The 22,279-nt window shown below is 43.3% G+C and carries 17 protein-coding genes and 1 tRNA gene; 10 read left to right on the forward strand and 8 right to left on the reverse strand.

What is annotated here, in order from left to right; all coding sequences use genetic code 11:
• Positions 1-434: 434 nt before the first annotated feature.
• Positions 435-1,667 carry an HD-GYP domain-containing protein gene (locus tag MHO82_RS14695; protein ID WP_239184730.1) on the reverse strand — a complete coding sequence of 411 codons (1,233 nt, stop codon included), beginning with the start codon at positions 1,665-1,667 and terminating at the stop codon, positions 435-437.
• A 220-nt stretch (positions 1,668-1,887) separates the two neighbouring features.
• A tRNA-Leu gene (locus MHO82_RS14700) sits at positions 1,888-1,972 on the reverse strand.
• 204 nt (positions 1,973-2,176) lie between these two features.
• Between MHO82_RS14700 and MHO82_RS14705 the strand changes: the two genes are divergently transcribed.
• Complete coding sequence (locus MHO82_RS14705) at positions 2,177-2,671, forward strand: RDD family protein (protein WP_239184731.1); 495 nt, start codon at positions 2,177-2,179, stop codon at positions 2,669-2,671.
• Positions 2,672-2,723: 52 nt separating this feature from the next.
• Here the strand turns inward: MHO82_RS14705 and lptG are convergent, their stop codons facing one another.
• Complete coding sequence (gene lptG / locus MHO82_RS14710; RefSeq protein ID WP_239184733.1) at positions 2,724-3,797, reverse strand: LPS export ABC transporter permease LptG; 1,074 nt, start codon at positions 3,795-3,797, stop codon at positions 2,724-2,726.
• Positions 3,798-3,799: 2 nt separating this feature from the next.
• Positions 3,800-4,900: an LPS export ABC transporter permease LptF gene (gene lptF / locus MHO82_RS14715; protein ID WP_239184735.1), complete on the reverse strand. Its 1,101-nt coding sequence runs from the start codon at positions 4,898-4,900 to the stop codon at positions 3,800-3,802.
• Positions 4,901-5,089: 189 nt separating this feature from the next.
• Here lptF and pepA point away from each other — a divergent pair, with 189 nt between their 5' ends.
• The 3 genes from pepA (at position 5,090) to MHO82_RS14730 (ending at position 10,109) form a co-directional block, all read left to right on the forward strand.
• Entirely contained in the window at positions 5,090-6,598 is a 1,509-nt protein-coding gene (gene pepA, locus MHO82_RS14720; protein WP_239184737.1) for a leucyl aminopeptidase, read from the forward strand.
• Between the two features lie 99 nt (positions 6,599-6,697).
• Positions 6,698-7,150 carry a DNA polymerase III subunit chi gene (locus tag MHO82_RS14725; RefSeq protein ID WP_239184739.1) on the forward strand — a complete coding sequence of 151 codons (453 nt, stop codon included), beginning with the start codon at positions 6,698-6,700 and terminating at the stop codon, positions 7,148-7,150.
• Positions 7,151-7,253: 103 nt separating this feature from the next.
• Entirely contained in the window at positions 7,254-10,109 is a 2,856-nt protein-coding gene (locus MHO82_RS14730) for a valine--tRNA ligase (protein ID WP_239184741.1), read from the forward strand.
• Positions 10,110-10,202: 93 nt separating this feature from the next.
• Here MHO82_RS14730 and MHO82_RS14735 read toward each other — a convergent pair whose 3' ends face one another.
• Together MHO82_RS14735 and MHO82_RS14740 are read right to left on the reverse strand one after the other, a co-directional pair.
• Positions 10,203-11,201 (reverse strand): M48 family metallopeptidase, encoded by a 999-nt coding sequence (locus tag MHO82_RS14735; protein ID WP_239184743.1) that lies wholly within the window; start codon positions 11,199-11,201, stop codon positions 10,203-10,205.
• On the reverse strand, positions 11,201-12,373 hold the full coding sequence (locus MHO82_RS14740) for a YjgN family protein (RefSeq protein ID WP_239184745.1): 1,173 nt from the start codon (positions 12,371-12,373) through the stop codon (positions 11,201-11,203). The genes MHO82_RS14735 and MHO82_RS14740 overlap by 1 nt, the downstream gene beginning before the upstream one ends.
• Positions 12,374-12,650: 277 nt before the next feature.
• On the opposite strand from MHO82_RS14740, the gene MHO82_RS14745 reads away from it, so the two are divergent.
• Entirely contained in the window at positions 12,651-13,058 is a 408-nt protein-coding gene (locus tag MHO82_RS14745; RefSeq protein WP_239184747.1) for a DUF2061 domain-containing protein, read from the forward strand.
• A 27-nt stretch (positions 13,059-13,085) separates the two neighbouring features.
• Here MHO82_RS14745 and MHO82_RS14750 read toward each other — a convergent pair whose 3' ends face one another.
• Both MHO82_RS14750 and rraB read right to left on the reverse strand, forming a co-directional pair.
• Positions 13,086-13,904: a hypothetical protein gene (locus tag MHO82_RS14750; RefSeq protein ID WP_239184749.1), complete on the reverse strand. Its 819-nt coding sequence runs from the start codon at positions 13,902-13,904 to the stop codon at positions 13,086-13,088.
• 135 nt (positions 13,905-14,039) lie between these two features.
• A complete protein-coding gene (rraB, locus tag MHO82_RS14755; RefSeq protein WP_239184751.1) occupies positions 14,040-14,453 on the reverse strand; it encodes a ribonuclease E inhibitor RraB in 414 nt (137 codons plus the stop codon).
• Between the two features lie 544 nt (positions 14,454-14,997).
• On the opposite strand from rraB, the gene arcA (MHO82_RS14760) reads away from it, so the two are divergent.
• The 5 genes from arcA (MHO82_RS14760) (at position 14,998) to argF (ending at position 22,119) form a co-directional block, all read left to right on the forward strand.
• Positions 14,998-16,218 (forward strand): arginine deiminase, encoded by a 1,221-nt coding sequence (arcA, locus tag MHO82_RS14760; protein ID WP_239184753.1) that lies wholly within the window; start codon positions 14,998-15,000, stop codon positions 16,216-16,218.
• Between the two features lie 140 nt (positions 16,219-16,358).
• A complete protein-coding gene (locus MHO82_RS14765) occupies positions 16,359-17,807 on the forward strand; it encodes a YfcC family protein (RefSeq protein WP_239184755.1) in 1,449 nt (482 codons plus the stop codon).
• Positions 17,808-18,626: 819 nt separating this feature from the next.
• Positions 18,627-19,847, forward strand: a complete 1,221-nt coding sequence (gene arcA / locus MHO82_RS14770) for an arginine deiminase (protein WP_239184757.1) — start codon at positions 18,627-18,629, stop codon at positions 19,845-19,847.
• Between the two features lie 248 nt (positions 19,848-20,095).
• Positions 20,096-21,004, forward strand: coding sequence for a carbamate kinase (arcC, locus tag MHO82_RS14775; RefSeq protein WP_239184760.1), 909 nt, complete (start codon positions 20,096-20,098; stop codon positions 21,002-21,004).
• A gap of 110 nt (positions 21,005-21,114) precedes the next feature.
• The gene (argF, locus tag MHO82_RS14780) at positions 21,115-22,119 is read left to right on the forward strand and encodes an ornithine carbamoyltransferase (RefSeq protein ID WP_239184762.1); all 1,005 of its coding nucleotides are present in this window, start codon (positions 21,115-21,117) and stop codon (positions 22,117-22,119) included.
• Positions 22,120-22,279 lie beyond the last annotated feature (160 nt).

Consider the following 22,279-nt stretch of genomic DNA (forward strand, 5'->3'; position numbering starts at 1 on the left):
GCCAAATAACCGAGGTTATTTGTTTTGGTCACTCAGTTCATTGATAAATCTTTTTGACTATCTATTCACGAGTGCCCACACAGATTGCATGGTCAAATTTTTAAAGAGCTAAGCTTCTTTTTTAAGCCTTTCGACTTAACTTTCGAAGTGGACGGTCATTTTAGCGATTTAAGTTAGCGTGTCAAACACTTTTTCTAACTAATTTCTTGTGACTCAGTCTTTACTGATTTGATGCAAACCCTTACAGGCTCTGCTCCGTTTCAGTGAGGACGCATTATAGAGACTTCGATCTCATTGGCAAGAGTAAATTGGTTTTTTTTCCATAAAAAAAGCCCAAAAGCTCACTAATTAGCCACAATAAACTTTATACCAGGAGACTCCCAAATTACCCACAAAGTTACCCACAAAAAGGAGGGATATTCAGATCTTCAGACTTAACTATTACTGTCAAAGAAGTATGAGATACGCGCTCTTGGGTTTAAATACTCTCTAATATTATCAGGGAGCTTATTAGGTAAGATTGCAGAAACAATCTTAAGCTCCTTTTCAGCCAAACCAACAATTGGGGCTTGTGTCCTTGGAACAGTGGGATCATACAATAAGACACTAGGGTATAAGATTTGCTCTGAATTAACCGATATCACTAGCCCAATAAGATCATTTGATAATTGAACAACCGTACCAGGAGGATAGACCCCCATGAACTTAACAAGTATGTTTAGATTTTCCTTACTATAAAGATGCTGATGATTTTTATAGAGATGAGATAGAGCGCTATAGGGAATTCTTTGCTCAGAGGGAATGGCAGGATGACACAAATTATCATAGGCATTTGCTAAAGAGACGATTTGAGCATATACATCTATCTCCTCCCCTTTTAGACCTTTTGGGTAACCGCTACCATCATAGAGCTCATGATGCTGTTCAATGATAGCCTTTGCCGTATCTGGAAAACTGTCTAAGTGATCAATAAGCTGCAAGCCATATTCTGGATGTAGCTGAAAATAGTTTCGCTCTGGCTCTGTTAAAGGTGTTTTCTTTCTTACTATATTATCAGGGATTTTTACCTTACCCATATCATGAAATAATGCGCCAAAAGCCACTTCTTTTATTTGTTCTGCACTATAGCCCTTATTACGGCAAATCATCATAGATAAGACAGCAACATTAAGCGAGTGAAAATAAACATCTTCTAATTTTGCTTTGCCATTCATTAAATGCAAAGTCACACTATCGTCAGTTAAAAACTTATCGACGATGTCCTCTACCATTAAAGAGGCTTCATTAATGGCATCTACAGGACGATTACGAATTTTACTCATTACGGAACGCAACTGTGATAAAGAACGCTCAAACTCTTTTTCACATTTTAGTACTCGCCGCCGATACGCATTAAGCTTCTCAATTCTTTTTTCTTTCTCTTCCCATAGTTGTTGTTGCAATGCATTTAGTTCATTCGGAGCATCCTCTTCCTCTTTACTCTGATCTTGGGGAGGCAATGGCTGAGTATCACTTTGACTTAAGTTAATATATACATGCTGAATACCAATATGCCTGATAATATCAATCTGCTCTTGGTCTTTTATTTTAAAGCTATTGAAGAGAAAAGGATGATCCTTCCACTTAACGGGTAAGCGGATATAAAGACCTGGCTGAATGCGATCCACCGTTATCTTTATGGCTGCCTCCTTGCTGACAATTCACACCTAACTGTGTTTCATTGTAGCCCCTCTTATTTATAAGGTCAGGTTTTTGCCTTGGTTCTCACTTATTAAAAAAGGGACTTGCCGATCAAACAGAAAAACTAGTGGAAGAGCTTAAGAGAATAGATTCTGAACTTCAGAAACAACAAAGCCCCAACCGAAGTTGAGGCTTTGTTGTTTAATTTGGTGCCCGAGGACGGACTTGAACCGTCACTCCCGAAGGAAACGGATTTTGAATCCGTCGTGTATACCAATTTCACCACTCGGGCTTACTTTTTGAGACATTGTCTTGGTAAGTGCAGCCATTATACGTATGCAAAGCTCCTTCGCAACAGTTAATTTCACTAACCTTGTCTATTTGCTGGTAATTTCACCATTAAGTTGTCTTTTTAGTCTTTCCAATACCGCAGAAGCCCTTTTTCCCATAAACAAAACTGATACACTCCCTCTATCTTGTTATTTGGATAGAACTTATGACACCTCAATCTTCTACACATAAAGATAAAACAATAAAATCAGCAGGCTTACTCCGTCGCTTTGGGGCTTGGCTGTACGACTTTCTAATTATTCTTGCTTTGGAAATGATGGCAGGTGGCGCGGTCGTTGCAACACTGGAAATGTTATATGGCTTCGGGGCTATCAATTACGGTGAATTCCAAGATGTTGGTGCGTTCTTAAATGGCCACGCTTTCTGGAGTATAGCTTACCCACTTTACCTTGTATTTGTAGCTGTTGCGTTCTTTTCATTCTTCTGGTGTAAAGGTGGGCAAACTCTTGGCATGAGAGCTTGGAAATTACGCCTTCAAAACAAAAACGGCTCTAATATTTCCGTTGGTCAGTCTTTAGTTCGCTTGGCAACCGCATTATTTGGTTTTGGAAACTTGATGGTCATCTTCAATTCCAAAAACACGGCCTTTCAAGATTATTGTGCTAAATGTGAAATGGTTGTTCTGGAAAAAGCCGCATAGTACAAAAATCCAATAAAAAAGAGGACGCGGAGTCCTCTTCTTTTTAAGCACTTTAAAGTTTTCGCCGTAACAACAGCAATGTAATAAAGAGGAAAACTAAACTAGGCCCAAGTGCACCAAAAGCAGGATGCAGGTTATACACTAAGCTCATTGGCCCAAAAACTTCATTCGAAATGTAAAAAGTAAAGCCAGAGATGACACCCGATAATATTCTGGCCCCCATAGTAACACTACGGAGCGGACCAAAAACAAACGACAACGCTAACAACATCATGACGGCTATTGCTAACGGTTGAAACGCTTTACGCCAAAAAGCCAACTCATAACGAGCAGCATCTTGCTCTGATTCTTTTAAATAAGTGACATAATCATATAGGCCTGATAGCGGTAACTCTTCAGGTTTAACCGTTACTACCGCCAATTTATCGGGGGTCAACGTTGTCTTCCATGCCAACTGATTTAATGTTGTTTCCGAAATAGCGACTTTGTTTTCCATCTTAGTAAGGTGAACATCTTGCATGATCCAGCCTGCTTTAGAGTCAAAGTGAACTTCTTTCGCAAACATCACACTGTCTAAGCGGTCTTTATCATCGAAGCTCCAGATGTTGACTCCAAATAAAGCGTCTTGATCATTCACTCGCGTAATGAAGATGAAATCATTGGCATCTTTTGCCCAAACTCCGGTCCGAACGGAAACAATGCTACCTCCTGATGTGGAAATGGCTCTAAGCTCTCGGGCCATTTTCTGGGCATCCGGCGCTCCCCACTGACCTAACGCCATGACCACCAACATCAATGGTACCGCTGTTTTTAAAACTGACACACCAATATCTAATTTGGAAAACCCTGCAGCTTGCATCACCACCAGCTCAGAGCTTGATGCGAGCATACCCAACCCAATCAATGCTCCTAATAATGCCGCCATCGGAAAAAACATTTCGATATCGCGAGGGACACTTAATAGCACATACAACAGTGCCTTCCACAAGTCGTAAGTTCCTTCGCCGACTTTACGAAGCTGCTCAACATATTTAATGATGCCAGACAGACCTACAAGCGTTGCTAAACATAAGCCAGAAGTTGCAATAATGGTTCGGCCAATGTACCAATCAAGAATTTTAAACATGGTTAGCTTTTTCTCCGCATTTTGTCTTTCAAGCGTCGAACAGGAAGACTATCCATACCATTTAATAAAATACCGGCAATAAGAAGACCGACATTGATGACCCACAACCCTAAATAAGGTGGCAAGCTACCATCTTCCACCGCAGACTTAGCCGCGCTGATCGATAAAAAATAACCTAAGTAAACCAGTACAGCCGGAGTGAGTTTTGCAAAGCGTCCCTGTCTTGGATTTACCGCAGACAACGGAATAACCACCATGGTTAATAGCGGGATACACAATACTAATGAAACTCGCCATTGAAATTCAGCTTTGGCTTCTAAATTAGGATCTTTTAATAACTCAAGGGTTGGTACTGCATCCCAGTCACGGTGCTTCTCTCTGACTTCACGCTGACCAATTAACGCTTGGTAAGATTCAAAATCAGTGACCATATAATCTAAGCGAGTGGGAATTCCTTCATATCGAACTCCATCATTCAGCTTTAATACTTGACGGCCATCGCTGTATTCTTCAATCGTTCCCGTATCAGAGATAATCACACTTGGGCGTATCGAGTCTCTTGGTACTGGCTGTGCAACAAAAATACGTTCTAGTTGCTTACCATCACCACTGATCCCATCGATAAACACAACCGCTTGGCCATTAGGCGCTCGCTGGAACTGACCTTTTTGTAGTAACTCTAACCCCACATCCGCTTCTACTTGTTCGAGCAGTTGGGTTTCTTTTTCTTTACTCCAAGGCGACAACCAAAAAGCATTAAAGGCGGCAACCACCCCTGTGATTAACGCTAAATACAAAGCAGCACGTATCAGGAACTTATTTCCCATCCCGGTGGCGCTCATTACCGTGATTTCACTTTCAGCGTACAAACGACCAAAAGTCAGCAATATACCGATATATATACTGAGTGGTAGCATCAATAATCCCATCGCAGGCATATTCAACGCCACTAAAGACGCAATCAGCTCACCAGGGATATCACCATCCGATGCATCCGCTAAAACTCGGATGAATCTTTGACTAATAAATACTAAAAAAAGAACAAAAAAGACCGCAAATTGGCTCTTTATTGTCTCGCGGATCAAATATCTAACAATAATCACGCTTATTCTACCTATACAAAACTTGTTTTTTTGCCGGAATCACTATAGTTTTTCGGTAAATCTATTATTTTTTGATCTTTGGCTAGTTGTTAGCCTGCACTTTAACCTATACCGAACTGCTATTTCAGCAACTAAGTGCGGCATTATCTAACATTTAGTCTTATTTGTCTTTAGGATGTAGGAGTACGCATGGAGTTCAGTGTAAAAAGTGGTAGTCCTGAGAAACAGCGCAGCGCATGTATCGTTGTGGGTGTTTTCGAGCCACGCCGTCTTTCTCCAATAGCAGAACAACTAGATAAAATCAGTGATGGCTATATTAGTTCACTGTTACGCCGTGGTGATCTGGAAGGAAAACCGGGCCAAATGTTACTACTTCACCAAGTACCAAACGTGTTATCAGAACGCGTATTGTTAGTTGGCTGTGGTAAAGAGCGTGAACTAGGTGAACGTCAATACAAAGACATCATCAAAAAAACCATCAGTACATTGAACGAAACAGGTTCAATGGAAGCCGTGTGTTTCTTAACAGAGCTGCACGTGAAAGGCCGCGACACCTACTGGAAAGTTCGCCAAGCCGTCGAGTCCACTAAAGACAGCCTATACACTTTTAATCAATTTAAGAGTAATAAGCCAGAGACTCGCCGTCCACTACGTAAACTAGTATTTAATGTACCAACGCGTCGTGAACTGAACTTAGGTGAGCGTGCAATCAGCCACGGTTTAGCCATTGCTTCAGGTGTTAAAGCCTCTAAAGATCTGGGTAACATGCCACCAAACGTAGCCAACCCAGCTTACCTTGCTTCTCAAGCTCGTCGCCTAGCGGATGATTTTGAAACTGTAACGACCAAAATTATCGGTGAAGAAGAAATGCGTAAACTAGGCATGACTTCTTACCTTGCGGTTGGCCAAGGCTCGCACAACGAATCCATGATGTCTGTTATGGAATACAAAGGCCACCCGGATCCAGAAGCGAAACCAATCGTACTGGTTGGTAAAGGCTTAACCTTCGATTCAGGCGGTATTTCTATTAAGCCATCTGAAGCGATGGATGAAATGAAGTACGACATGTGTGGTGCCGCTTCCGTATTTGGTGTGATGAAGTCGCTTGCGAAACTGAACCTACCAATTAACGTCGTTGCCGTACTTGCTGGTTGTGAAAACATGCCCGGCAGCAACGCCTACCGCCCGGGCGACATCTTAACCACCATGTCAGGTCAAACCGTCGAAGTATTAAATACTGATGCCGAAGGCCGTTTAGTTCTTTGTGATGCTCTGACGTACGTTGAACGTTACGAACCAGAGTGTGTGGTTGACGTTGCAACACTGACTGGCGCATGTGTTATGGCATTAGGTCATCACATCAGTGGCCTATTGGCGAACCACAACCCACTGGCGCACGAGCTGATCAACGCTTCAGAGCAAGCGGGTGATCGTGCGTGGCGCTTGCCAATGACCGACGAATACCAAGAGCAACTAGCAAGTCCATTTGCAGACATGACAAACCTTGGTGGTCGTGCAGCAGGTACTATTACGGCGGGTTGTTTCTTATCTCGCTTTACGAAGAAGTATAACTGGGCCCACATTGATGTGGCAGGTACAGCATGGAAATCAGGCAAAGACAAAGGCTCTACAGGCCGCCCTGTCTCAATGCTTGTCCAATTCTTGCTTAATCGTGCAGGCCTTGAAAACGAAGAATAAAATAGTTTTCACACTAAAGGGGCCGCAAGGCCCCTTTTTATTATGATTGAATTATTCCATATTCAGTTATAAACCATCATCAAGAATAAAGAGTGATCAATGAGCCACGGAATGTTTTACCTCATCGAACCAGAAACGGCTGAAGATTCTGAAGCAGGGCTATTGGCATTTGTTAATAAGCTCACAGTGACTCATTATTCACAAGGACAACGGATTTACCTACTTGCCAAAAGCCGCCGTCAAGCCGAGCTGCTTGATGAACTGCTATGGCAACAAGAACCTAGCAATTTTATCCCTCATAATTTAGTGGGAGAAGGGCCTCGTGGCGGAGCGCCTGTTGAAATTGGTTGGCCCGGCTTACGCCACAGTGGCCACAGAAGTGTACTGATTAATTTGGCTCAAGATGCAGCAAATTTTGCGGTAACCTTTGCCCTAGTGGTAGACTTCGTTCCTTGCGATGAAAAATCGAAACAGCAAGCTCGCGAAAGGTATAAAATATATCGACAAGCAGGCATTCAGTTGCAAACCCTTGCTATCAATCAAACACAATAAATTTGACGCCAATAGCCATAATTAACGGCTTATCACATTAAACTGTTAATTATGGTGCTTGGCATCATTCCACTATTCACAGACAGTATCCATTAAGAGCGCTATGGAAAAGACATACAACCCACAATCAATTGAGCAAGCGCTATATCAGCGCTGGGAAGAGGCTGGCTACTTTAAGCCTCACGGTGACACATCAAAAGATGCATACAGCATTATGATCCCACCACCAAACGTCACAGGTAGCCTACACATGGGCCACGCATTCCAAGATACCATTATGGATACTTTGGTCCGCTGTGAGCGTATGAAAGGTAAAAACACCTTATGGCAAGTCGGTACCGACCACGCAGGTATCGCCACCCAAATGGTTGTGGAGCGTAAAATCGCAGCTGAAGAAGGCAAAACAAAGCACGATTACGGCCGTGATGCTTTCATCGACAAAATCTGGGAATGGAAAGGCGAGTCTGGTGGCACCATCACTAAGCAGCTTCGTCGTTTAGGTGCATCTGTTGACTGGGATCGTGAGCGATTCACTATGGATGATGGCCTATCTGCAGCAACTCAAGAAGTTTTTGTTCGCCTGTACGAAGAAGATCTTATCTACCGTGGTAAGCGCCTTGTTAACTGGGATCCAAAGCTGCACACCGCAATTTCTGATCTTGAAGTCGAAAACAAAGACAAAAAAGGCCACATGTGGCACTTCCGCTACCCGTTAGCAGACGGCGTAAAAACAGCAGAAGGTAAAGACTACATTGTAGTAGCAACCACTCGTCCAGAAACCATGCTGGGTGATACAGGTGTTGCTGTGAACCCAGAAGATCCACGCTATAAAGATCTAATTGGTAAAAACATCCTGCTTCCGGTTGTGAACCGTCTAATTCCAATCGTAGGCGATGAACACGCCGACATGGAAAAAGGCACAGGTTGTGTGAAAATCACACCAGCTCATGACTTTAACGACTACGAAGTTGGTAAGCGCCATAGTCTACCAATGATCAACATCCTAACCTTCAATGGCGATGTTCGTGACAATGCTGAAGTATTCACAACTAATGGTGAAGCAAGCGATGTTTACAGCACAGAACTTCCAGCCAAATATCATGGCATGGAGCGTTTTGCAGCGCGTAAAGCCATTGTTGCGGAATTTGAAGAATTAGGCCTGCTTGATGAAATTAAAGATCACGACCTAACTGTACCTTACGGCGACCGTGGTGGCGTGGTTATTGAACCAATGCTAACTGACCAGTGGTACGTACGTACTGCACCTCTTGCTGAGCCTGCGGTAAAAGCAGTAGAAGACGGCGAGATTCAATTCGTTCCTAAGCAATACGAAAACATGTACTTCGCGTGGATGCGTGACGTGCAAGATTGGTGTATTTCACGCCAGCTATGGTGGGGTCACCGCATTCCTGCATGGTACGACAACGACGGTAAAGTCTATGTTGGCCGTACTGAAGAAGAAGTTCGCGAAAAGAACAACCTAGCACCTGTTGTTGTACTGCGCCAAGACGATGATGTACTGGATACCTGGTTCTCTTCTGCACTATGGACATTCGGTACTCAAGGCTGGCCAGAAAACACAGATGATCTGAAAACATTCCACCCATCAGATGTCTTGGTATCAGGCTTTGATATCATTTTCTTCTGGGTTGCACGTATGATCATGATGACCATGCACTTTGTTAAAGATGAAAACGGCAAAGCTCAGGTTCCATTCAAGACCGTATACATGACAGGCCTTATCCGTGATGAAAATGGCGATAAGATGTCTAAGTCAAAAGGTAACGTACTTGACCCTATCGACATGATCGATGGTATTGACCTTGAATCTCTCGTTGAAAAACGCTGTGGCAACATGATGCAGCCTCAACTAGCCAAGAAAATCGAGAAAAATACCCGTAAGACATTCGAAAACGGCATCGAACCATATGGTACTGACGCTCTACGTTTCACTCTTGCTGCAATGGCTTCAACAGGTCGTGACATCAACTGGGACATGAAACGTCTAGAAGGTTACCGCAACTTCTGTAACAAGCTGTGGAATGCAAGCCGCTACGTTCTAATGAACACAGAAGATCAAGACTGTGGCATGAACGGCGGTGAGATGGAGCTGTCTCTGGCTGATCAGTGGATCCAATCTCAGTTTGAACTAGCAGCAAAAGAGTTTAACACTCATATCGAAAACTATCGTTTAGATATGGCTGCTAACGTTCTTTATGAATTCATCTGGAACCAATTCTGTGACTGGTACCTAGAGCTCACCAAGCCGGTACTGTGGAAAGGATCTGAAGCACAACAACGTGCGACTCGTCATACTCTGATTACGGTTTTAGAGAAAACATTGCGCCTAGCTCACCCAGTGATCCCATACATCACTGAATCTATCTGGCAAAGCGTGAAACCACTGGTTGCAGGCGTTGACGGTGAAACTATCATGACTCAGGCACTGCCTCAGTTTGATGAAGCGAACCTAAACGAAAAAGCGGTTGCTGATATTGAATGGGTGAAAGCCTTCATTACTAGTATTCGTAACCTACGCGCTGAATACGACATCGCACCAAGCAAAGGCTTAGATGTGATGCTAAAAGTCGCTGACGAACAAGATGCAACTCGTGTGAAAGAAAATGAGATTGTTCTAAGTTCTTTAGCGAAACTAGACAGCATCAAGGTACTGGCAGACGAAGAAACACCTGCGTGTGCAACCGCACTTGTTGGTAAGTCTGAGCTGATGATCCCTATGGCGGGTCTTATCAATAAAGACGCAGAGCTGGCTCGTCTGGATAAAGAAGTAACACGTATTCAAGGTGAAATTAAACGCATCGAAGGCAAACTAAACAACCAAGGTTTTGTTGCGAAAGCACCTGAAGCCGTTGTTGCTAAAGAGCGTGAAAAACTAGATGACTACAAAGAAACGTTAGTTAAGCTAGAAGAGCAAAAAGTCACCATTGCTGCACTATAAGACACACAGCGAAACATAAAAAAAGCCAGTGAGTGATCACTGGCTTTTCTTTTATCTAAATTCCATAGTTAAGTGCTTAGCTTATGTCTATTCCTAATATTGCCGTACTGCTTGAATACGCTCATCCAACTCAGGGTGAGTACTTAACCACTTCGGTAGTTCCCCTTCTGAAACTGTCTGGAAACCTTTAAACATCTCAATCATAGCTTCAGCGCTACCGTGAATCTGCCACATGTTTTTCACGGCGTATTGATCCGCTTGGTGCTCTGCTTGCTGTGAAAGCCCATTACTAAAGACAAACACACCAACACTAGCCAGATTATGAATTACTCCAGAGCTTTCTCCTGTCAGCAATGCCACACTCAGAGAGATCAAGCTGGAACGCACCAAAGATTGCATCACATGCTGATGATGCACATGGCCAAGCTCATGCAACAAAATGCTATCTAGTTGTAATGGCGTTTCGGATAGTTCTACTAATGAATCCAATACCACGACGGTACCATCACTCAACGCAAAGGCATTAGGCCCCTGTTCCCATGAGCGAAAAACCAACTTAGGAGTAACCACATAATCTTTAGGTAGCTGCTCTACATAAGAGTTAAACCGCTGTCGTATTTCATCTTGCTCATTCTGTGCCAGCTCAGACGGTGATAGCCATTGCTCATCTAATGCCTCTAACACCTTCTCCCCAACCACCTCCGAGACAACTGGGGGCAAGTTATGCACAATCGCCTGCGTTAACCACGGCATACCATGAGTGAAGCTACCCAGTGTCAAAGCAACGATCAACACCATGCTTATAAAAATGGCACCGACGTGACGCTCTAGTTTTGATAACCAGCTTTTTTCACCATGTGTAGCAAGATAAGACTCCAGCGCTTTATTATCACTCGGGACAAATAACCAGCCATTGGGAAATTTAACTTTACGTGGCAATGATCCCACACGATCCGTCACGGTGATCTGTTCAAGAGAAGCGCTAATGATATCGCCATCAACGTGCAATGCTAAAAAGCCAGATTGGGCGATATCAAGTTCAGCGGTAAGCCGCGCAGAACTGCGCGGCGGGTGAGCAACACCAAGTAGCATTAACCAATACCTAAGTTCACATCAAAGGCCTGTGCCACTTCATCAGACACTGCCGATTTCACATTCGAATCTTGGTCTTGTGCCACTAAGCGTGAGAGGTCACCATGAACAGAGGTAACACTCGCCACATATTTCGCAGTACGTACCATTACCCATGGACGAGCAATACCCATTGTGATCACTTGTAAGATAAAGTTAGTCACCACTAAACCAACGTAAGACATTACCGTCATCTTTGAGTCACATTTTAGCTCAGGCTCACCTTCAAGCATTAACTGAGAAAACACGTGATTACGAATACGTACAGAAATAAACGCACTGATCGCGACACCTAAAAACAGCATTACAGCATAAGCAGCGATAGCGATACCTATCATTGCCGGTGAGCCCATGATATCAGCCATACCCGCCTGCCCCTCACTCAGTGCGGCCATGAATGCACCAGCCCCTAGGAACAAGCCAATTGCCACGATAGAAAGCACACTCGCTACCAGCCAAAGGACAGCGGCAAGTAAGTAGGTTTTAAAATAGTAGCCTGAACTGATTTGAGCTGAAAAATCACGTTCACCATAGCGATAACCATTCGCGAAGTAACTTGCAATACCCGACATCGCCCATGCTTGAAGGTATAAAACACCTGGAATACCGGCCAAAATAACAATACCCGCCGCAATTGGAGACGCTTGCACGGCAAAACCGATAACGGCAAACACGGCAAAAATAGCCAACATAATAACCAAGCTGCGACCTAAAATGGTGCTATAAGCTTTACCTAGTGTTCCCACAAAAGAGAAACGCACATTACGGTAACTGGTCATCGCACTGTCAAAACGTGCGTTGCTCCACGATAAAAATGGTAAAACAGCAACAAACGCCAACAATAAAACCATAGAAAAAACAGGGAACAAGCTATTTGCGACCGCCCAAAGCAACACACAAACTAACGCAACCAAACGACCTTTTAAAATTTGCATCGGCTTAGCGTGATACTCAAAGCTATCGCCGTCTAAAATGGTGTTGCCGTAAAAATATTGATTCGTTCTTACTTTTGCCCAAGCGGAATAGATACCCAGAGTAATGACGCTGAGTAAAATATTAACAATCCAAATACCAAAAAATTCACCGCCTCGCCCCGTAAAGCTCATCGTGTGATCTAACTTATTATTATCCATATAATCCCTTTTTATTATTGATTACACCTAGCCAATAACCGCATAACACCTTAGTGCATAGCGATAGTCTGGTCGAATTATAATCGCAAGATATGAATTAATAAAATAACTATTTATTTCTAATACAATTTTCAGAACTATCATTAATACAAAATAGTCCCCCTCACATTTAATAGCTGTTGCCTATCAAAATAATAAAAACAATCAATTTTTCATATTAAGAATAACTCGCAATACTATATGGAAACCACACAAGTTACCTTTAATCGAGGCACCTATGAAAAAGACATTCACCTTTGCTGGCATCCATTTCTTTGTCGCTTTTAGCCTAGCTTATGCATTAACAGGGGAACTTGTGATCGGTGGGCTAATCGCTTTATTAGAACCTTTAGCCAATACCGTCGCGTTTTTCTTCCATGAAAAAGCGTGGCAGCACAAACAGAAACATAGTGTTACTACAGTGAATTCCGGCTATAAAACCTTAAGCTTTGCCATGTTGCATTTTAGCGTCGCATTCAGTGTAATTTATTTGCTAACAGGAGATGTCATCATAGGAAGTGCCATGGCCATGATTGAACCATGCATTAATACGGTAACTTACTATTTACATGAAAAAGTCTGGCTACACATTAGCCAGACCCAAAAAGAAATGGATGAAGCAACACTTCAGACATCCATAGCCTAAGCACCTGAAAATGAAGTGTAGGGAAAGCTAGAGTGGGAAATGAGCAGCACACTGGCTTTCAGATAAGCCGATCTTAATATGGTGCTTTTGTCCGTCCAGCTCTACTTCAATAAGGTATAAATCATTGTCTTGTGGGTGCTCCGGGTTCCAGTAGCGTGGCGCATCCACCTGAAATAGAACGCTGGTGTGACTCTGTCTGACATCAATTGGCATCATATAGGTTCGACCATCAAACTTTACCGACGCCGAAACCAACCCTGCCGATAAGGTTTGATAGTAGAGATCCACTTTCAGCTCACAGCCACTGTGGTGCCAAATCTGCTCGGTAGTGATTTGCTCTAAACGCACATGACGAATAAACTGCAAATAGCTCTCACCCCATACGCCCATCTCATCACTTTGTAACCAATCTTTTGCTTTATTGGGCATATCCAGTAAGCAAAGCTCTGGCTGAGTATCAAACTCTTCGTCATCGAGCAGCCAATCATCATCTTGCTCTAAAAACAGGATCTCAAATCGGTTCCCCCCTTCTTGTAGATAGGGTTTAATGTCTTTTCGATAACGTTCATTGCGATCGGTACAGTCAAACACAGCCACACCATTAACACGAACTTCCGCAAAATGGGAAACACCACTTAGCACCAAATCCACCGAAGAGCAGGAAAGCATCGCTTGGTCTACATCGGAAAAATGCATTAAATGCCACTCCGATTGCGAGATCTGCTCTTCCGATAACGACTGAGGTAACACCGAGCTCAAAGCAGCTGGAAAGGTAATGTCATCTTGTGGGATAGATAAATCGGTTAACGGTGAGACTTGCCATAAACCAGTGAGTGAACGTTGCATGACATTCCTTCTTGAGCCAGATCAATTAATTTGGCGAATTCTACGTCATCCCCTATATGAAGATCTAGACATAAGCATAAAAAAACGGCTGATATAACATCGATATCAGCCGTTCACAATCTTACTTACACGAGATTACTCTTCGTCTTCGAACTCTTCATCCTCGTCTTCATCACCTTCGAAGTAAGTTCCCCAACCGTCGTAGATGATGTCGTATTTCTCGGCAAGATGTACCAGCTTTTCAACTTGCATATCGATGATTTCAGCGTCTAATGGCGAATCAACCACTGCATCACAGCACATCATTTTCGTTCCATCTTCATCTTCCAGCTCTTCTGCTTCTTGTACATCAAAGCCCATTTTAAAAGCTTCAACGACGGCTTTTTCAAGCACAGAAAAATCTTCAGCAGCCAGATGGTGCTCAATGGTGTATAGCGCATCCGGATCGCTGTCGTCATCCATTAATGTTTTGATGATCTCACGAGTATCTTCTTTCTGAAGCTCAATAAGCTCCTCAACAGATAGGTAATCATCGGCATTATTAGACATAGAAGGCTCCAATTGGTTTAGGAAGTCAGGAACAAGTGGACGGAATATGGCACGATTAGCAAGCAATTACCAACTTTCTTGTGTTGCCAAAATGTAAAATTGATATATATCAAATAAGTGACGGATATTTGTCTTACAAACTCACCAGCAAATGGTGAAAGAGTGTGCATAAATTATCGGATTACCTTTTTACTCATTTCTCTTTCTAAGAAAAATAGCTCATGAAAGTGGCATATTCACGCAATAACTCGATAAAACCATCGATACACGTCACCATAAATACCACGCCTCCAGAAGTTTAATAAAATATCGGCCTGAATAAACAAACAAACTCCATTGGTTTTATTCATCACATATTCACTCAACTTTCCCCATAAAATACCCATACAAAAGTTTTATAAGCTAAATCATTGCAATATTATCGAATATAAATTTGTGATTAACCCCAAAGTATAGTGTTTAAAGCCGCCATACACTCTCTTACGAAAAATAAAACAACGACCGTAATTTAATAAAACGGCGAAACAAAAAGAGAGATACGATCATGACTAAATTCCACGTAGGTTCAGAAGTAGGTCAACTCCGTCGCGTATTATTACACCGCCCAGAGCGTGCCCTCACTCACCTTACCCCTTCTAACTGTCACGAATTATTGTTTGATGATGTATTGGCTGTCGACCGTGCCGGTGAAGAACACGATGCCTTTGCAAAAACGTTAACGGATCAAGGCGTCGAGGTATTTCTACTTCATACCCTACTCACAGAAACATTAGACATTCCGGAAGCCAAAGCCTGGTTGCTAGATACCCAAGTATCTGATTTCCGTTTAGGGCCAACATTTGCCAATGATGTGCGTTGCTTCTTAGGCGATATCGAACACAAAGAACTGGCTTCAATGCTGCTTGGTGGCCTTGCTTACTCTGAGTTGCCTATTACCTCTTCTTCAATGATGCAAGGCATGCACTCAGCGTCTGATTTTATTATCGAGCCACTACCGAATCATTTATTCACCCGTGACACGTCTTGCTGGGTTTACGGTGGTGTTTCTATTAACCCAATGGCAAAACCTGCTCGCCAACGTGAAACCAACCACGTACGCGCCATTTACCGTTGGCACCCAATGTTTGCAGGGCAAGACTTTGTGAAATATTACGGTGATGAAAACCGTGCTTACGATAATGCCACCATTGAAGGTGGTGATGTACTTGTGATCGGTAAAGGATCTGTATTGATTGGTATGTCGGAAAGAACCACACCACAAGGCGTTGAAAACCTAGCGGCAGGTTTATTTAAAGCAGGCCAAGCCAAACAAGTGATTGCCCTTGAGCTGCCAAAACACCGTTCTTGCATGCATTTAGATACCGTAATGACACACATGGACATTGATACTTTCTCTGTTTACCCAGAAGTCATGCGTAAAGACATTAAGTGCTGGAGCTTAACAGGCAACGAAGCAGGCAACGTAAATGTGAAAGAAGAAGGCTACTTCGTCAATGCCATTGAAAAAGCGCTAGGCGTCGATCAGTTAAAAATCATCACAACGGGTGGTGATAACTACGAAGCCGAACGTGAACAATGGAACGATGCCAATAACGTGCTCACCGTTAAACCAGGTGTGGTGGTTGGTTATGAACGTAATACTTACACCAATGAAAAATACGACAAAGCCGGCATTACCGTATTACCAATTCCAGGGGATGAACTAGGCCGTGGTCGTGGTGGTGCACGTTGCATGAGTTGCCCTATGGAACGCGACGACATCTAACCCTTCCTAACCCGTTGTATTGCTGCCTCAGTCGTGACTTTTTGTAATGCAAGACTTAGGCAGCCATTGCCACATTTAATTTCGAATAACTATTCAGTTTAGAACTATTCAATTTAGTGATGGCGTAGAGGAGAAAACTCATGACGACGAATACCCTCAAGCAAGAAGACAAAGGCGGCTTCTTCGCAAACTTTAAATTTCCATCGGCTTACACCATTCTTTTTGCGTTAATCGCCATCGTTGCCCTGCTCACCTGGATCGTGCCTGCTGGCCAATATGATCGCGTAATGAATGACGATCTGGGTAAAGAGGTTCCTGTTACTGGCACCTATAAAGTTGTCGATAGCAACCCACAAGGTATTGTCGATGTCTTAATGGCCCCGATTGATGGCCTTTACGATCACAACACTTATGAAGCAGCGGCGATTGATGTTTCGTTATTTATCCTTGTCATTGGGGGCTTTTTAGGTTTAGTCACCAAAACCGGTGCCATTGACGCTGGGATTGAACGAGTCACAGCAAAGCTGGCTGGCCGAGAAGAATGGATGATCCCCATCTTAATGGCACTGTTTGCCGCTGGCGGTACGATTTATGGCATGGCGGAAGAGTCTCTACCTTTTTACACGCTACTTGTTCCTGTAATGATAGCTGCTCGCTTTGATCCCGTTGTGGCTGCTGCTACGGTATTGCTTGGCGCAGGAATCGGCACTTTAGGTTCGACAATAAACCCTTTTGCAACCGTGATCGCCGCCAATGCTGCCGGTATTCCATTTACCGACGGTATCTTACTGCGTGTTGCTATGCTGGTGATCGGCTGGTTTATCTGTGTGGCTTATGTCATGCGTTACGCCAAAATGGTGCAAGCCGACCAAAGTAAATCCATTGTTTTTGATAAATACGAAGAAAACAAAGCGTATTTCTTAGGCGATAAAGACGAGCAAGGTAGCTTAGAATTCACCACCACACGCAAAATTATACTCGGCATTTTTACTGCCGCTTTTGGTGTGATGATTTATGGTGTTGCCGTACTCGGTTGGTGGATGGCTGAAATCTCTGCCATGTTCTTAGCGGCCACCATTATCGTGGGTATTGTGGCTCGCATGAGCGAAGAAGAGCTAACATCAAGCTTCATTGATGGTGCACGTGATTTACTGGGTGTTGCCCTGATCATTGGTATTGCTCGCGGTATTGTGGTCATCATGGACAGAGGCATGATCACTGACACCATTTTAAACACAGCAGAGCATGCTGTTACTGGGCTGTCTTCCATCGTGTTTATTAATGTTATGTATTGGCTTGAAATACTGCTGTCTTTCTTAGTGCCATCGTCATCTGGCTTGGCCGTATTAACCATGCCAATCATGGCTCCTCTGGCCGATTTTGCAGGTGTCAGTCGAGATTTGGTGGTAACCGCTTATCAATCAGCGTCCGGTATTGTTAACCTCATGACCCCTACTTCTGCAGTGGTCATGGGAGGGCTAGCCATCGCTCGCGTCCCTTATGTCCGTTGGGTGAAATGGGTCATGCCGCTACTTGGTATTTTAACTGTGCTGATCATGGCAATGTTAAGCTTAGGCGCGATTTTATAACCCCCCAAATGATCATTTATAACCCTAATAGCCAGCTGAGTTCAGCTGGCTTTTTCACTAAAAACACTTTTTCAGCCCACCTTCTACAGAGCCCTCCCCCCCATTTTTTAGTTATTTCCCGATAAAAAGCCATTAGTGCCAAATCAATTTTCTCTGTTTTATAAGCGCATTTGGGCCTCTCTCCTATCGTTTAAAAACCGATCAAGATCACAGAAACATAAAATTAACATCAACACACAATCATTAACGCTGACATTTGGGGTTTATCACTAAGCAAAAGGCAAAAAAGCAAAATTAAAATCTAATTAACCGTAAAAATAAAAAATCAACGGCTAATAAAAAGAAACAAAACTACAAAATACAATAAAAAATGTTTTAGAAAGAAAAAGTTTCGTTACGGTTTGTTTAACAGCTCATGACAAGTCATATAGGCGCTCAAATAAACTGCATAAGTTCCAATAATAGTGAGTAAATAGACACCGTATTCTTGTGAATAAAATTCCATGCTTACGCACCAAAATGACTAAAATCAGACTATTACCCCCTTAAATCACCATCAAAAAGCACTTTTTTTACATATAAATTCTTGCACGAAACAAAACGACAAATGAATAAATAATGTTAAAAAAACAATGAGTTAGAAAGGAGTCAAAGTCTATTTTTTGTGATAAATGTCGAAGAATAGCTCATCAAGTGGAGTATGATGAAGACATACAAAAGAGCAAAGACAGACAAAGTCAATATTGCATAGTACAGCGTATCTTCGCCAATATAAGGGTCAATGGATTGTCAAATTGGTCATTATAGAGAGATACGATCATGAGTAAGTTTTATGTAGGTTCAGAAGTTGGTCAGTTACGTCGAGTGCTACTTAATCGCCCAGAGCGCGCACTGACCCACCTTACACCATCAAACTGTCACGAATTATTATTTGATGATGTACTGGCCGTAGAGCAAGCGGGTAAAGAACACGATGCGTTCGCCCAAACGCTAACCGACCAAGGGGTTGAAGTTTTCTTACTGCATGACTTACTTGCCGACACCTTAGCAGTACCAGAAGCAAAACAATGGCTACTAGATACACAAATTTCTAACTATCGCTTCGGGCCTGCATTTGCATCAGATATTCGAGCTTTCTTATCGGATATGGGTAACGATGAACTCGCAACCATTTTATTAGGTGGTTTAGCGTATTCAGAACTACCAATTCAATCAGCATCCATGATGCAAGGTATGCATAGCTCTATAGATTTTATTATTGAACCACTGCCAAATCACTTATTTACTCGTGATACCTCATGTTGGGTTTACGGTGGTGTTTCAATTAACCCAATGGCAAAACCGGCACGTCAACGTGAAACCAACCACTTACGTGCAATTTATCGCTGGCACCCAATGTTTGCAGGCGAAGACTTCATTAAATACTACGGCGACGAAGACGTACATTACGATAACGCCACCATTGAAGGCGGTGATGTTCTTGTTATTGGTAACGGCTCTGTACTTATCGGCATGTCAGAGCGAACCACGCCACAAGGTGTTGAAAACCTAGCGGCTGGTCTATTCAAATCAGGCCAAGCAAAACAAGTCATTGCTCTTGAGCTGCCAAAACACCGTGCGTGCATGCACTTAGATACAGTAATGACACATATGGATGTAGACACGTTCTCGGTATACCCGGAAGTGATGCGCAAAGACATAAAATGCTGGAGCCTAACGGGCAACGAACAAGGCGAAGTAGCCGTAAAAGAGAAAGGTTACTTTGTTAACGCCATTGAAGAGTCTTTAGGCGTCGATCAGCTCAACATCATCACCACAGGCGGTGACAGCTACGAAGCAGAGCGTGAGCAATGGAACGATGCCAACAACGTATTAACAGTAAAACCAGGTGTGGTGATTGGTTACGAGCGTAACGTCTACACCAACGAGAAGTACGATAAAGCAGGGATAACAGTATTACCAATCCCTGGAAATGAACTGGGCCGTGGCCGTGGCGGTGCGCGCTGCATGAGCTGCCCATTAGAACGAGACGGTATTTAATCCCCCCAACTTCAGGCCACTGACTGCCCTGGTTGGTGGCCCTCTCTGCTTCATTTCCTCGCTTTACCTACTATCTCTTAATTTATCTCATGACTTTATTTAGCCGAGAGCTGTTCTGCCTTGTGCTCTCGGCTACGCCCTAATTACAACGCTGATAACACCGCTTTTCCAAGCACATCAGCACATTAAAAGCTGGCAACAACCGATCAGCTAAAAATACTTAAAACAAAAAATTGAGAGATACGATCATGACCAAACAAACTGTTGTCGTTGCCCTTGGTGGCAACGCATTGCTACGCCGTGGAGAGCCACTAGAAGCAGACACTCAGCGCCAAAACATTGCCACTGCTGCCAAGACCATTGCCGAAATAGCAAAAACTTATAACGTGGTTTTAGTACACGGCAATGGCCCACAAGTCGGGCTGCTAGCACTACAAGGGTTAGAATATAAAAAAGTAAACCCTTACCCGCTGGATGTTCTGGGCTCAGAAACCCAAGGCATGATCGGCTACATGCTCATGCAAGAGTTGCACAATTTAGAACCAACGCAACATGTCTCGTGCATGCTCACCCAAATGAACGTGGACCCAAATGATCCAGCGTTCAGAGATCCAACCAAGCCTATTGGTCCGGTTTATAACGAACAAGAAGCCCGTGAATTAGCAGAAAAACACCAATGGACCATAAAGCCTGACGGCGAATATTTCCGTCGCGTGGTCCCTAGCCCACAACCAACAGGCATTGTGGAAGACGAAGCCATCACCAGCTTGATCGAAAAAGGTCACTTGGTTATCTGTACTGGTGGCGGTGGCATTCCTGTAAAAGAAGAAAACGGCAAACTGATCGGCGTAGAAGCGGTGATCGACAAAGACATGTCAGCGGCTTTTCTTGCCAAACAAATCAACGCCGATGCACTGCTGATCTTAACCGATGCAGATGCAGTATATTTAGATTGGGGGACCCCAACTCAAAAAGCGCTGCGTAGCACAACGCCAAATGAATTAAGCAACTATCAATTTGATGCCGGATCCATGGGACCAAAAATTGAAGCGTCATGTGAATTCATTAAGCAAGGTGGGAAATTAGTTGGGATTGGTGCTCTAGAAGATGGTTTAGACATCTTAAATGGAACTGCCGGAACGAATATTGTTGCTTAAATAGTAAATATTTATTCAAAAAGAACAAAAAAATTAGTATAACCATTATATCGGAAGGCAGAGAGTGAATTCCCTGACCAAATCCAAGAGAGATAATAAGGATAAACATTATGGCTTTTAACCTACGCAACCGTAACTTCCTAAAATTACTAGACTTCACTCCACGCGAAATTCAGCACTTACTTGATCTGTCTGCTGAATTGAAAAAAGCAAAATACAACGGTTACGAACAGCCACGTCTAACAGGTAAAAACATCGCGCTGATTTTTGAAAAATCATCCACTCGTACTCGCTGTGCATTTGAAGTGGCGGCATTTGATCAAGGCGCGCAAGTTTCTTACCTAGGCCCATCTGGATCTCAAATTGGCCATAAAGAATCCATGAAAGACACTGCTCGTGTATTAGGCCGTATGTATGACGGCATTGAATACCGTGGTTTTGGCCAAGAAATTGTTGAAGAGCTTGGTGCTCATGCTGGTGTTCCTGTCTGGAATGGCTTAACCGATGAATTCCACCCAACCCAGATTCTGGCTGACTTCCTAACAATGATGGAGCACGGCCGTGGTAAACAACTACACGAAATGACCTTTGCTTATTTAGGTGATGCCCGTAACAACATGGGTAACTCACTGATGGTAGGTGCAGCCAAAATGGGCATGGACATTCGCCTTGTGGCACCAAAAGCATTCTGGCCAGAAGAAGAGTTAGTGGCTCAGTGCCGTGAAATCGCAGAGAATACAGGCGCGAAAATCACTCTTACGGAAAATGTTCAAGAGGGCGTTCAAGGCTGTGACTTCCTATATACAGATGTATGGGTATCTATGGGTGAATCCAAAGATGCATGGGACGAGCGCGTGAAATTAATGACACCTTACCAAGTGAATATGGAGATGCTAAAAGCCACTGGCAACCCACACGTGAAATTCATGCACTGCCTACCAGCATTCCACAATGATGAAACAACCGTAGGTGCTGAAGTTGCTGAAAAATACGGTATGAAGGGCTTGGAAGTTACTGAAGAAGTGTTCGAATCTGATCACTCTATTGTGTTTGACGAAGCTGAAAACCGCATGCATACCATCAAAGCTATCATGGTCGCGACACTCGGCAACTAGTACGAACACCTAGCAACCTATACATAGCTCAGTAAAGGCTAGACCAAAAGCCAAAGGTGATTATTCCCTTTGGCTTTTTCTTTGCTTTTTCCATCAAAATCCCCCGAAACCCTATCTACACTGACTAAAATTATGCGGAATAATTTCTCTGCAGCTTAAC

Origin of the sequence: Vibrio sp. Of7-15 (assembly GCF_022347565.1) — a bacterium.
In the GTDB taxonomy this organism is placed as follows: domain Bacteria; phylum Pseudomonadota; class Gammaproteobacteria; order Enterobacterales; family Vibrionaceae; genus NORP241.

What these genes read in the sequence shown, in the direction of transcription:
- MHO82_RS14705 (WP_239184731.1), top strand. Translation starts at nt 2,177, where the DNA reads ATGACACCTCAATCTTCTACACATAAAGATAAAACAATAAAATCAGCA.
- lptG (WP_239184733.1), bottom strand. Translation starts at nt 3,797, where the DNA reads ATGTTTAAAATTCTTGATTGGTACATTGGCCGAACCATTATTGCAACT.
- pepA (WP_239184737.1), top strand. Translation starts at nt 5,090, where the DNA reads ATGGAGTTCAGTGTAAAAAGTGGTAGTCCTGAGAAACAGCGCAGCGCA.
- MHO82_RS14725 (WP_239184739.1), top strand. Translation starts at nt 6,698, where the DNA reads ATGAGCCACGGAATGTTTTACCTCATCGAACCAGAAACGGCTGAAGAT.
- MHO82_RS14730 (WP_239184741.1), top strand. Translation starts at nt 7,254, where the DNA reads ATGGAAAAGACATACAACCCACAATCAATTGAGCAAGCGCTATATCAG.
- MHO82_RS14735 (WP_239184743.1), bottom strand. Translation starts at nt 11,201, where the DNA reads ATGCTACTTGGTGTTGCTCACCCGCCGCGCAGTTCTGCGCGGCTTACC.
- MHO82_RS14740 (WP_239184745.1), bottom strand. Translation starts at nt 12,373, where the DNA reads ATGGATAATAATAAGTTAGATCACACGATGAGCTTTACGGGGCGAGGC.
- MHO82_RS14745 (WP_239184747.1), top strand. Translation starts at nt 12,651, where the DNA reads ATGAAAAAGACATTCACCTTTGCTGGCATCCATTTCTTTGTCGCTTTT.
- MHO82_RS14750 (WP_239184749.1), bottom strand. Translation starts at nt 13,904, where the DNA reads ATGCAACGTTCACTCACTGGTTTATGGCAAGTCTCACCGTTAACCGAT.
- rraB (WP_239184751.1), bottom strand. Translation starts at nt 14,453, where the DNA reads ATGTCTAATAATGCCGATGATTACCTATCTGTTGAGGAGCTTATTGAG.
- arcA (WP_239184753.1), top strand. Translation starts at nt 14,998, where the DNA reads ATGACTAAATTCCACGTAGGTTCAGAAGTAGGTCAACTCCGTCGCGTA.
- MHO82_RS14765 (WP_239184755.1), top strand. Translation starts at nt 16,359, where the DNA reads ATGACGACGAATACCCTCAAGCAAGAAGACAAAGGCGGCTTCTTCGCA.
- arcA (WP_239184757.1), top strand. Translation starts at nt 18,627, where the DNA reads ATGAGTAAGTTTTATGTAGGTTCAGAAGTTGGTCAGTTACGTCGAGTG.
- arcC (WP_239184760.1), top strand. Translation starts at nt 20,096, where the DNA reads ATGACCAAACAAACTGTTGTCGTTGCCCTTGGTGGCAACGCATTGCTA.
- argF (WP_239184762.1), top strand. Translation starts at nt 21,115, where the DNA reads ATGGCTTTTAACCTACGCAACCGTAACTTCCTAAAATTACTAGACTTC.